General features: G+C 48.3%; 9 protein-coding genes. 4 read left to right on the top strand and 5 right to left on the bottom strand.

Features of this window, described 5'->3' with window-relative positions; genetic code table 11:
- Both HOK28_12060 and HOK28_12065 read left to right on the top strand, forming a co-directional pair.
- Positions 1–1,019 (top strand): hypothetical protein (locus HOK28_12060; GenBank protein MBT6433823.1); only part of this gene is annotated, 1,019 nt, incomplete at its 5' end.
- Between the two features lie 194 nt (positions 1,020–1,213).
- Positions 1,214–1,984 (top strand): hypothetical protein, encoded by a 771-nt coding sequence (locus tag HOK28_12065; GenBank protein MBT6433824.1) that lies wholly within the window; start codon positions 1,214–1,216, stop codon positions 1,982–1,984.
- A 70-nt stretch (positions 1,985–2,054) separates the two neighbouring features.
- Here the strand turns inward: HOK28_12065 and HOK28_12070 are convergent, their stop codons facing one another.
- Positions 2,055–3,560, bottom strand: coding sequence for an FAD-binding oxidoreductase (locus tag HOK28_12070; GenBank protein MBT6433825.1), 1,506 nt, complete (start codon positions 3,558–3,560; stop codon positions 2,055–2,057).
- Positions 3,561–3,952: 392 nt separating this feature from the next.
- Between HOK28_12070 and HOK28_12075 the strand changes: the two genes are divergently transcribed.
- Together HOK28_12075 and HOK28_12080 are read left to right on the top strand one after the other, a co-directional pair.
- A complete protein-coding gene (locus tag HOK28_12075) occupies positions 3,953–5,158 on the top strand; it encodes a DTW domain-containing protein (GenBank protein MBT6433826.1) in 1,206 nt (401 codons plus the stop codon).
- A 212-nt stretch (positions 5,159–5,370) separates the two neighbouring features.
- Complete coding sequence (locus HOK28_12080) at positions 5,371–6,255, top strand: FkbM family methyltransferase (protein ID MBT6433827.1); 885 nt, start codon at positions 5,371–5,373, stop codon at positions 6,253–6,255.
- A 54-nt stretch (positions 6,256–6,309) separates the two neighbouring features.
- Here the strand turns inward: HOK28_12080 and HOK28_12085 are convergent, their stop codons facing one another.
- The 4 genes from HOK28_12085 to HOK28_12100 all read right to left on the bottom strand — a co-directional run bounded on the left by HOK28_12085 (position 6,310) and on the right by HOK28_12100 (position 10,047).
- Complete coding sequence (locus HOK28_12085; GenBank protein ID MBT6433828.1) at positions 6,310–7,293, bottom strand: TauD/TfdA family dioxygenase; 984 nt, start codon at positions 7,291–7,293, stop codon at positions 6,310–6,312.
- Between the two features lie 394 nt (positions 7,294–7,687).
- Complete coding sequence (locus tag HOK28_12090; GenBank protein ID MBT6433829.1) at positions 7,688–8,185, bottom strand: peptidylprolyl isomerase; 498 nt, start codon at positions 8,183–8,185, stop codon at positions 7,688–7,690.
- 72 nt (positions 8,186–8,257) lie between these two features.
- Positions 8,258–9,391, bottom strand: a complete 1,134-nt coding sequence (locus tag HOK28_12095) for a GTP-binding protein (protein MBT6433830.1) — start codon at positions 9,389–9,391, stop codon at positions 8,258–8,260.
- Between the two features lie 215 nt (positions 9,392–9,606).
- A complete protein-coding gene (locus HOK28_12100; GenBank protein MBT6433831.1) occupies positions 9,607–10,047 on the bottom strand; it encodes a hypothetical protein in 441 nt (146 codons plus the stop codon).
- Between the last annotated feature and the right edge of the window lie 121 nt (positions 10,048–10,168).

Raw genomic sequence — 10,168 nt, forward strand, 5'->3', positions numbered from 1 at the left:
CAGACGACGACTTCCACGAATGGGGAGGACTCTACACCGTTGCCGGTGAGATTGAATATACCACCATGATTTTGCCAAGCATCTTTCATGGTTTTTGGAACCGCATTTTGTCGGAGATAGACTCCTATTGGCCTTACTTGGAAGGTAAGAAAACTCTACCCGCTCACTTGCCGCCGTTGAAATGCTCGGCTGCACGGCTCAAGCATCTACGTGAAGTGTTTGCGCGAGATGAGTTTACAATGAAGGACGTTTGGCCCACTTTGCATACTGTGTTTTCCTGGCGTTCCGGAATCAGTGCCTTTCAAGAAGATGCCTTAAGCAAGGTCTTAGGAGACGTGCCGGTTTACAATCTGCCGTATTGTGCAACAGAGGGTTATTTTTGTGTTCCGATGAAAGGCGACAGCTTAGGCGGCGCAGTGCACCCCGGAGCGAACATCCTAGAGTTCTTACCCGTTGACAAAGAAGCAACATCTTCTAACCTTGTCTCAGTATGGGACTTAAAAGAAGGTGATAAATATGAGCTGGTGATTACAACCACCATGGGCATGATCCGTTACCGCATGTTCGACATTGTAAAGTGCACCGGTTTCTTCAACGCCTCGCCTATCATTGAATTTGTATGTAAAGCCGCCCATGTTGCTCGTTTGAATCAAAGTAACGTTTACGAAACCAATTTGGCGGAAGCCATCCGACGCTCTGATTTCACCCTAGAACGTAAATGGTTGTTCGGACCCAATGACCAGGGAAATCAACTATGCCTCTACGTTCGTCGCCCCGAGGGTGCAGGCCCAGAGTGGGATGAGACGCCAGAGGTCAAGCAACTGCTCGATGCAGCAACGAAGGTGGACCAAGTTTTATCGGAGTTGAATGATTCTTATGGTGAAGAACGTAGGCTCAAACTTTTACTGAATCCACAGGTTAAGGGTTTACCGTACGACCACGTGGTCTGGACCAAAGATGATATGCTAACCACCAAACCACGGTTGCTTCTAAGTATGGCCCCAGACTTGGCTACCTAAGCTTAGCGCTTGCGCTGTGTATCAACTCGAAACAACTACTTGCCCACCCGGCAGGACGTGGACCTCACCCGTGGCTATTTGTTGAGTTGGTGTGAAGCCAGCTGGCGTCATAGTGGGTTTCTTAAGAACGCCTTACGTAATAAGCATATAGTTAGAGAATATGCCGAACACTTATTCTAGAGAAGGTAATCCACATGACTACATCCCACTTGTTTCGAGCCTCTTCTATAACATACTGCATCCTGCTCATGGCAGCGTGCACCGGCGCAGAGCCCACCACGTCTGCGCCCACCGGTAACAGCACGGATGTAAACGATAACACTGACAACGTCGACTCAGGCCAAGCCGAAGAAACGGTCAAAGCTTTCACCCATAAAATGATGAAAAGCACGGGGGAAAATCCCTTTGCTGCCTTGGCCTATGAATGCCAAGAATGCACCTTCGAACAATGGGAGTCTATTGTGCCCCCGGACGGATGGACAAAGGGGCCGGCTCAGATCGCAGTCTTTTCAGCTGAGGACTCTGGCATGAGGAGTACGCCGTCTGTGGAAGGTCACCCGGACACTGTGGATTTCCTAGACGATATGCCGGGTAACGAATACAAAATAATTGCCAGACCACTCGACGGTGAATTCGTGGAAAGTGGGGCCAATGGTATTGTGGCCAAAGTCCAGGTAAAGCGCGACACCCTCTTGGTTTTCACTCCAGGTATGCGGGTTCATGAGCTCACGAGTCCAGAAGGAGACATTTTCGTTCTCTTTGCTCACCATGTGGACCCGGAAAATATACAAGCAATTGATTTTCAAGAGGCCGATGCTTTGGATTACTTCACGGCACCTACTGGCTGGACCTACTCTACACGCATTTTGGACGAAGAACTCGCTCTAGACGCTGACAACTACGATGGCGTGGTCACGGTCCTGGCGATTCGTGGAGACGTCAACTCAACCTGGGAAAAGCGATAGAAGCCGGCCAAGCACACAAGGTAAGCTTCTTAATATAAATCTCGGCATCAATACCACCCACCCCATTGGGTCACTTTGCGCTCAAAAGCGACTTTCCGTAGGCGTGGTATAATCCATTTTGAAATAGTTCATTTTCATCCCACTTCATTTTCGCGCTAAAGAACGACCGCGCCTGAGGATAGGCCTTTTCAAACTGCTCCTGAGTAGCGTGCAGGCGATAAGGCAGGTAATAGCGCCCGTTGTGCGCAAGCGCCGTATCAATAAGTTTTACGGTGCAGGCCTGCATCTTCTTGTCGGCCACCAACGTTCGTTCATAGTTAAAGAGCATAACCAGCGCAAACATATCTTGGTCTGCATAACGCAGAAAACTTCTTGTGTCTTCATTGACGGAACGAACCGTCACATTCAACAAATCTGTTTCGCAAGATGAAACGATAGCACCTGCACTTTTAATAAAAGAGACAACCTGCCCTGGCGGAATGAAGTATTCATGAAGAATATCTGTGCGCTCAGGATCACGGTTCGCAAAGAGTTCAACAGGTTCATTTTGCAATACGGATCTTGGGTACGTTCCACTGGCCTCACCACCGGCCCACTTCTCAAGGGTCCATCTAATTTTCTTGCCAAAATCACTTTCAACGGACCCGCGGAAAACCGCTCGACCAAGCCGGCCTAGCTTGGGCGGCTCTAACGGTGGAATAGGCTTTGACCAGGGAATAGGGCTGTAACCCGTAAGAAGGACTTCACCGAAAAGGTCACCCGGATCGATGCTTAAACGCCCATACAGCATTTGCACATTATCTTTTTGAGCGAGTCCATTCCATACCTCAACAAACCCATCGAGCTGGGAAGTTTTATGAGTGGACTGGTATACCGCGTTCGGCACCACATTGAGCCAAACATCTAAAATAACACCAAACAACCCGTACCCACCGAGCGCCAAACTGAACAATTCAGAATTTTCAGATGGGCTACAGCGATGAATGGTTCCATCGGCGAGCATCAGGTCAAACTTTACCACTGTGGAGCCCACAGGCCCCTTATCGTGCTGCCAACCATGCGCATTGACACTTAGTGTGCCGCCCACAGAAAAATCATGATTGGTTTGCATAACAGAAACTGCACGGTTGAGCGGATGAAGGTAAGCAATGACGTCTTTCCAGATTGCACCTGCCTGAACCTTGAGGATGTTTGACTCTTCATCAAGCTTCATCCTGTTGAAGCCTGTTGTATCGATATAAATTCCGCCCCGATTTAGGCTTTGGCGACCCATAGAATGCCGCGCACCACCGATAGAAACTGGCCTCTCGGTGGCAACTGATTTCTCAAAAGCATCTCGCAGAAGTCCCTGGGTTGCTTCCAAGTCGGGAGAGAGATGAACAATATCTACTCCCACTGTGATGTTCAGATGGCTCGCATCGTTTAAGGCATCGGGTGGTGGGTTTGCTCTTGGATGTGTATTGTCATTCACAAAGGCAAGAAAGATATGCCCCACCGGCAGGAGGGCTACAACCACGACAGTTCGTAAGAGTATCTTTAAAACTCGCTCGCGCGTAAATGTATTGAAAAACGTCATCTTACCAATCTTGTTGATGATTCAATGAGAGTCGTTACCTGGCTCATTTGTTCTCGGTACATACCCTAATCTTTTGAACTCAGTACAGAGAAATAAGCCTTCTGGACGTTGGATTCTCTTGCGCTTGCATCACATCGGCAGAGTTTGTGAACCTCAATAAAGTTCCGTTGCTATAACCGCTGTGGTGGTAATAGCTCTGACGAAGAACGCTTTAGAAACCCCTATGCATTCATCCGAAGTACTGATAAATGGGGCCATTATGTTGAAATAGCTTGGAAAACTGATGCAATCTACACCTAGGTGAACCTTAACTCATCGGAAGTGTTTACTGTCTCGAGTAAAGATTTTATTCCTAGAGCCGGAACACTGACCTCGCCTAAAAGGCCAACCCAATGAACCAAGAAACCCAAGCTCATCGCACCATGTGTTACGAGTGCTTTCGACCGCAAACACATTGCATCTGTTCACTTATTAAAACCGTAAACAACAAAACCGGAATCTTTATTCTTCAGCATCCCGCAGAACGCAATCACCCTTTTGGAACTGCACGCATCGCCACACTGGCACTTACCAATGTTAAACTTGAAATCGCTTGGCCCGGCTACGCACGCAATGCAAGCCTTGAAAAAAGTATCCCGATGCCAAGCGGCATATTATACCCTTCAGAAAGCGCCGTCGACTTAGCCGATTGTACCCCAGAGCAGCGGCCCAAGAACCTTGTCGTTCTCGACGGGACCTGGAACACTGCGCGAACAATCTACCGAACCTATCCCAATTTAAGAACGCTTCCTCATTATAAACTCACTCCAAAAGTCCAAAGCGGTTATAAAATCCGCAAGGCCCCCAAGGCCGAGCACCGTTCTACCATCGAAGCCATCTGGCAAGCACTCTCGATTCTAGAGCCCCAAAACAACGAGACTATCCACCTCGTCGAAGCCTTCAACCAAATGATCGAGAACCAAATCCAGTTTCAAAAGACCCACCCCGGACGACCAAGACGCCGGGCAAAGGTTAAAGCCAAACGAAAGCCGTTACCCACCGCGTTCACCCATGACTTCAAAAACTTAATCATAGGCTACGGTGAATTTTTTCGTGATCCTCAAACGAAAAGTCCTCTCCAACTTTATTACTGGGCTGCACATAAACCATCTAGTGGCGAAACTTTTTCGATGGGTCTGCGCCCCGAACCAAACCAGGAGGAATATTTTCCCACTGATGAAGAAATTGAGTGGACCGGTTTAAAACCCAACACCGTTCTTCAAGGTAGCTCCCAAAATGAATTCAGAGATGCCTGGCGCAATTTTGCTGGCGACGATTATATTTTGGGCACTTGGAATGAAACCACCCGAAGACTCTTCGAGAAGATATGCCCACCCATGCAGCCCGGCCTCCAACTCAAGAGCATTTATTACAACGTTCGAGGAAGCCCTCGTGACCCGGTTCCTGAAATCACGGACTATAAAGATATTGAAGCATCTTTACTAAGCGTGGGAGGACGGGCTCAACACCGACTCAGCCAAGGCGTGGCCGTCAGTCTCTGGCTGCAGCAAGTGGCCTTAAAAAGAAACTTCATTCAAATACCTCAACCGAATGCTTAGATAACACATGTACCAAACACCTAGCGCCTGAATCCATGCCCACTTGCTCTCCGCTTGCCGAAAACATGGAAGAACCCAAGACAGCAAATATATTGTGATAGTATCATCAAGAACCAGCCCAATGTAGAAGGCTATGCGTTGCACACCGATCAATATCTATTTTGAGAGTACCAACTTGTGCTATGTCATCAACGAGATAAAGAAAGGTCAATGTGACTGAATTGGTTCGAGAGCACGATACGACACCGTTGGTTCACCTGAAACGCCGTGGCTTCAAACTAGCGGTGATGCCAGGCATGGAGCGAGAGCTTGACCTTCTGCTGCATGAAATTTTTGATAAGAACCCATATACACGCCACGGCATCAGTTTGTCTGACGGAGCATGTGTCGTTGACCTGGGAGCCAACATGGGCCTCTTTTCTCTGTGGTGCACCACACAAGCCAATAATCTAAATATCTATGCGTGTGAGCCCTTACCCCCGCTATATCAGATATCGTCTACAAACCTCGGCGCAATCGATGGGCATCAGATTCATATCGATCCGAGAGGTATCGCAGCCAAGAACGAAGTTCGAGAAATGACCTTCTTCCCGCAGGCAACAGCGTGCTCTTCTGTCTACGGCGCCCAAACTGTGGAGCGTATGCCAGCCCTCTACAGCGGTGCTGAAGTGTCCTTGAAAGACTTATGGTCTATCCATAAAGGCGCCTTTTTTCTTGGTGCTTTATGGGGACCTTTGTTTCCTTTTGTGCGACGTGTTGCGATTTCGTTTCTGCTCCGCCGAGCTTTGTCAGTCTCACAACGCTACAAGTGCCAGATGGCAACACTTAGCACCCTCCTAGACGAGTGGCAGGTTGACAAGATTGACCTGCTGAAAATTGATATTCAAGGCTCTGAGGTTGATGCGCTTCAAGGGCTTCGGCCAGAGCACTGGGAGAAAATTGATTCCATCGCCATGGAGGTCAATACATTCCTTGGTCAAAGCGTTGATACCGACATCTGCTCCATCCTAGAACGACAAGGCTATCGAGTTATTCGTGAAGATTCATCCGACATCACCGCGCCTGGGTCATTTTTTATCTACGCTCTTCGAGATTAGAGGAAGAACGAAAAGCCATGGGTTATCTGCAGTACCGACCGGAGCCATAAAAGGCTAAAGCATTGCAGCAAAAACCTTGCGCTTACCACGGTAGGCCTCGCGCCCGTGCAAGAGCCTGTAATTATCTAGCACAAGGACATCGCCACATTGCCACTCAACAAATCTTTGGTGTTGCTTTATCGTTGTATGAATCTCGTCGACCACACTCATCGGTATCTTTTCACCTGTGCCGAACCATGCCTCACCTTGCCTCAAACTGGGAAACAGCCACAAAAACTTATAGATGCCGTATAGGAACTGGCCCACACTCGCCGGTGTCGGAAGAAAGGTATGAGCTTGATTAAACCAAAGAGGAGCGTTCGTTTTAGGGTGTTTAATAATTGCAGGAAGCACAATCGACGTTTCCAGCACACCTCCATCTCTCCACCGTACCGTAAGCGCTTTTTCTAAACAGCGACGTTCTACTTCACTTGGGTCGTCGGATTCGAAGACATCACTCCAAGAGACAGCCAGTGGGTGTTGAATCCCAAACCTTCTTGCCAGTCCCGGCGGACGATATACTCTTGAATATTTGATACCCTTTGATTCGAACGACTCGCGAATTGAACGTGGCATTTGCTCGTACAAGGCTTTACCGCAAACCAATGAGGTTCTTCCACCCGAACTGGCGGGTTGTTGACAGAAAAAGGAAACAAAGGGAGGTGCCCCCGGAAGGTAGGCAAGCTCGTTATGCGGGCTAATCGTTAACGACGCTGGAACCTCCGTAGATGTGTAAACCGCAGAGGAAACCCGTCTCTTAAAGCCCACACCTCCGACATATGGCTGAAGCATGGAACCTGGAAAGATGTCACTCAAGACTCTCTTAAAATGAGTCGGCGACTCAACGTCGAACCCGCGAAATAGAAGTCCACCGTGAAGAAAAAGTTTATTCTGAAGGTCTTCTGCGCGGCTAGATAGGAGTGCGCCGAGGTGATCAAGACTTGTCGCTGCCCCGTCTGCCCGCACAACATGAAGCAAGGAACCGTGGTCGTCAGACATGGATGGTCAAACCGTTAAACATGATACGATTCTACAATCCTATCGTTCACGGTTCAACGTAACTTAGCTTAGTAACTGGTTTTAAATGATGGAGGGTGGTCGAGATATTCTGCCTCGTTGAAGCAATAACCATTTTGATTTCGGATGACAATGTATCTAGACGGCATAATTTCGGTGCCAAGTTCAAAACCGCTACCGAAGGGTAACCTTAAAGTTTTTGCAGCAGATCTAAACGACTTCGCGTTAACGGTCTAACTAATCGTTCGTAGACTTTGAGGCCAGCCCAAGGAAAGAAGTATAATTGTAGATTGTGCATAAAATAATCCTTTGATTGTACTAAAACCTTTTTACTTATTATGAACGAATGAAGAACAAACCTTAGCTGGGCATAGGCTCAATCGCAGCAGCCGGTCTTCTGACAAGAACTCTCAACCTTGACGTAACCTTGCTCTCGCTCGGTGACAGTGCTGTCGCGGATTGTTTCAATACTAACCGAGTATGTGAGTGTCTCTCCCGCGAGAGGATGGTTTCCATTCACTTCAACTTCATCACTATTCACCGCCGTGACGACAAACTGGCGCTGCCCTGCTTCAGTTTCAGCTAGAAATGCCATGCCTATCTCGATATTCTCAACAGCAGGAAAAGCTGACCGCGGCGCGCTCTTTACTAAATCAATCGAATACTCGCCGTACCCTTTTTCTGGAGGAACCGTAACCTCAACCTTCGCGCCAACACTTGTCCCCTCTAGAGCTTCTTCCAAACCAGACACGAGATTTCCATGGCCATGCAGATAAATTACCGGCTCCTGGTTAAGAGAGTTTTGAACGGTTTCTCCACTCTCAACTTTTAGGGTGTAGTGAATTGAAACTACTGATTCTTTCTGTACTTGCATCGTAAGTCCTTTGAATTAATTGGTTCTATTTCTGTGCAAGGGCACAATCGTAACGTTCATTGTCAATCGTATTCAGCGGTTCGGCGTGCCCGCCTGAGGCAACAAGCAAGCTCTCAAAGCCTGCTCTAAAGCTTGGATATCCGGAAAAATATCGCCATCGATAATCAATTCCAAACGGGAGTCTCTACGATATCCACTTGGCCTGACCTCCTCTAAGCCTTTGGCAAAGTTAAAGCCCCACCAGCCCTCGTTGGTTCTCAGTACAGCTTTGGCCCGGCTTGTACCTTCATGCTTAGAGAGTTCACTAAGCCAGCATGATGTGCGTTCTGCATCGAAAACCAATCCGTCCCAACAAATCCAGCCTATGGTCGATGTGGACGACGAGCGGTGCGACCTCTGAATAATGGGGTTAGAAGAATCGCAAATATCCATTTTCGCACCCTGCTCCGCAACCGGAGTAGCCTTTAATTCGAGGTGGTCATGGTGGTCATGGTGGTTATGGTGGTCATGGTGCTCGTGATGGTGATCTGTACCGTGGCTCTGCCCTGCCCGTGCTATGGAAGTCTCTCGATGAATAACGAGGTCTAATAGACCAAGCGAAATACTTCCCTTGGTAACGTTTGCGATGTGTCTTTTGGGCGGGAAGAGATTGTTTGCCCACTCATCGAACGCTTCAATTTGCGAAGCGCTTGCCAAATCAGTCCGGTTGGCCAGCAAGATATCCGCGGCCTCAACCTGGTCTTGAACTTCATCGCGTAAGAGGTCTTCCTTAAATTGAACAGGATCAAGAAGGCAAACTACGGAGCGAACGTCTACAGCCTCACGAATTCCGCGGCGTTCAAGGGTATCCAAGATGCCTGAAAGAGCAGCCAAACCTGTGGGTTCAATAATAAGTCGATCTGGGCGCCGCTGTAGCAGAACCACCAGCGAAACCTCGAACATGAACCCTGCGCTGCAGCAAATACAACCGCCAGCGACTTCCTTGATCTCCACACCACCCTCTTGCTTACTGGATTGCTCCGTGGCTGTGGCCGACTCCATAAAAGCCGCATCCAACCCCACCAGACCATACTCGTTTACCAATACAGCCCATTTTTCATGAGCTGGCCGCTGGGCAAGTAGATGATTAATGGTCGTTGTTTTCCCAACTCCTAGAGGTCCAGAGATAATGTTTACCGGGATCGGTGGGTGTGTCTTTTTGCTCATTGTGCCTCTGTCTTCCGAATTTGCGGATAGACGAAACAACTTATTTTTGCAAGCCAGTTGCATATAGATCACGGGTCCAAATCGCACCACGCATTCCATTCATTAGTCCATTAATTCATCGATTGAGTAATCGTTGAGAGCAATGCGTAGAATTGATAGTTAACGAAACAACAATGAACTTGAAGGTTCAGCTCTCTGAATATGATACAAAAAAATCAAAGCGCCAAGACAACGCCGACCGCCAAAACCATGGTACCACCTATCTCCGTGATAATCAGCGCGGCCATAAAGGCTTGCATGACCCAAGTCGGTAGCATGTACCGCCCCAGCCGGTGAGGTTTTTGAAGCTGATTGTCCGTGTCCTGAAGCAACCCATGAATTGCGTAAGAAGTTACAGCAAGCCCAAAAAAAACAATCGGCGCGATGAGTGCAGGCACTTCGATGGAGTGAGGCAACTTACTCACCTCGACCATACGCTCTAGCAAGAGACAGGCGAAGGCATAAAGAAGTGAGCTTCGGTGGCAGATGTCGACGTAAACCGGAGCTTTCGCGTCGGGATTACGATGAATCCATACGTATTTCCAAACACCCGTGACCAGGCCGAACAGGAAAAAAGAGATGGCGGAAAGTAACGCAATTTGTTGTGTGAATTCCATCGCAGGCTCTTTCGTTCGTTTAATATACTATAGGATGAAAGTGCTCAAAGATGCCACCTACCTGATCCATTGAGGCACCAAATCATCAACCACTGGGGTTTCCAGTAAGCAATCATGCAGG

It is taken from the genome of Deltaproteobacteria bacterium (assembly GCA_018668695.1).
Taxonomy (GTDB): Bacteria; Myxococcota; XYA12-FULL-58-9; order XYA12-FULL-58-9; family JABJBS01; genus JABJBS01.

Coding starts and splice junctions, on each gene's coding strand:
- HOK28_12065 (MBT6433824.1), top strand. CDS start 1,214: ATGACTACATCCCACTTGTTTCGAGCCTCTTCTATAACATACTGCATC.
- HOK28_12070 (MBT6433825.1), bottom strand. CDS start 3,560: ATGACGTTTTTCAATACATTTACGCGCGAGCGAGTTTTAAAGATACTC.
- HOK28_12075 (MBT6433826.1), top strand. CDS start 3,953: ATGAACCAAGAAACCCAAGCTCATCGCACCATGTGTTACGAGTGCTTT.
- HOK28_12085 (MBT6433828.1), bottom strand. CDS start 7,293: ATGTCTGACGACCACGGTTCCTTGCTTCATGTTGTGCGGGCAGACGGG.
- HOK28_12090 (MBT6433829.1), bottom strand. CDS start 8,185: ATGCAAGTACAGAAAGAATCAGTAGTTTCAATTCACTACACCCTAAAA.
- HOK28_12095 (MBT6433830.1), bottom strand. CDS start 9,391: ATGAGCAAAAAGACACACCCACCGATCCCGGTAAACATTATCTCTGGA.
- HOK28_12100 (MBT6433831.1), bottom strand. CDS start 10,047: ATGGAATTCACACAACAAATTGCGTTACTTTCCGCCATCTCTTTTTTC.